The organism is Actibacterium sp., from assembly GCF_041584535.1.
GTDB lineage: Bacteria > Pseudomonadota > Alphaproteobacteria > Rhodobacterales > Rhodobacteraceae > Actibacterium_D.
Genome location: NZ_JBFHDW010000433.1, coordinates 1 through 1,395, shown reverse-complemented (window position 1 = coordinate 1,395; position 1,395 = coordinate 1). Strand labels below are relative to the sequence as shown.

Here is a 1,395-nt window from a genome sequence, read left to right as displayed (position 1 = left end):
GCGCCTGCACGATGAACACGCCATTGGTCATGCTGGTGCGAATGACCCGAACCTGCGCCGGATCGCCATTTTGCGACAGGTTCGCGCGGCCCTGATCGGATTTGAAATAGGCTTTCAGCCGGGCATATTGCGACTTGATCGACAAATCGCCGGGCAAATGCCGGGTCACGGTGACGGTCAACAGCGCCGGTGCAGCCGGATGCGGGGCGCTGGCGCGGCGGGTAACCGAGGCACAGCTGGCCAACAGCACGAATTCATCGCCCGAGGCCCGGCTATCCACGCAATAGCCCGCAGGCGCAGTCACCTGCACGGTGCCGTCGGCCAAGACAACCTGCTGAGGGGTGCTGCCGGTCTCAAGACAGGCGGCAAGCAGCGGCACCAGCGCGCATAGCGCAAGCGCCCCCCTGATTTTAGCGATCAATACTGACATCTGTCTCGGCTTTGGGACTGGCGTGGCACAGGGAAATACCTGTGGCAGGCACCTTTCACAAGCCCGTTCGCCGCAACAGGCGTTGAAGCGCCGACCGCCAGTCGCTAGCGTTCACCGGATCACCCGAATGGACGAAAAAATGCGCTCTCCGGAATTTTCCGCCTACATCGCCCCGACCCGGCACACGGCCCAGATTTGGCGCTTGGCACTGGGGCTGGTGCTGATCGCGTTCGTGTATCTGTCGGTTCTGGCGATGATGGTGATCGCGATTTTTCCGATCACCGGGCCGCTAGACTATTTCAACTGGTTACAGGCCTTGTCCAAGGCCGAAACGCCAGAGCACATGATCTTTCTGCTGTTATCTTTTGTCGGCATGGCTCTGGGGCCGATCATTGCCGCCCCGGCCTGTCATGGCCGCAGCCCCGGCACGCTGTTCGGCCCGTGGCGCGATACGTTGCGCGGCTTTTTTCAGGTGGTGATGGTGATGATTCCGATTCAGGCGGTCTTGCTGTTGCTCTATGCGCGGCTGTCGCCGGGCGTGCCCAATCTGCCGCTGGATCAATGGCTGCGCTATCTGCCGCTGGCGCTGCCGCTGGTGCTGTTACAGACCGGGGCGGAAGAGCTTTTGTTCCGCGGCTATCTGCAACAGCAACTGGCCGCCCGCTTTGCCGCGCGCTGGGTCTGGATGGGGCTGCCGGCGCTTTTGTTCACCGCCGGTCACTGGTCGCCCGAGGCCGGAGCCAACGCCTGGGTCATCCTGATCGCCATTATGGTCTTTGCACTGGTCGCCGCCGATTTGACCGAGCAAACCGGGTCGCTGGGCGCCGCGATCGGGCTGCATTTCGCCAATAACGCGGTGGCGCTGCTGGTGATGTCGATGCAAGGCAGCCTGACCGGCCTGTCGCTGTGGATCACGCCATTCTCGCTGGGCGATGCACATCAGGTTCAGGTCGCTTTGGCGGCGG

1 protein-coding gene and 1 pseudogene are annotated in these 1,395 nt (G+C 62.6%); one reads left to right on the top strand and one right to left on the bottom strand.

Translation table 11 applies throughout. The annotated features are described in order from the left end of the window. Positions 1-430, bottom strand: a pseudogene (locus tag ABYW26_RS14485) (hypothetical protein); the annotation flags it as partial. Positions 431-557: 127 nt separating this feature from the next. On the opposite strand from ABYW26_RS14485, the gene ABYW26_RS14480 reads away from it, so the two are divergent. Further along, the coding region (locus tag ABYW26_RS14480) for a lysostaphin resistance A-like protein (RefSeq protein ID WP_372605620.1) at positions 558-1,395 on the top strand (838 nt) is incomplete at its 3' end.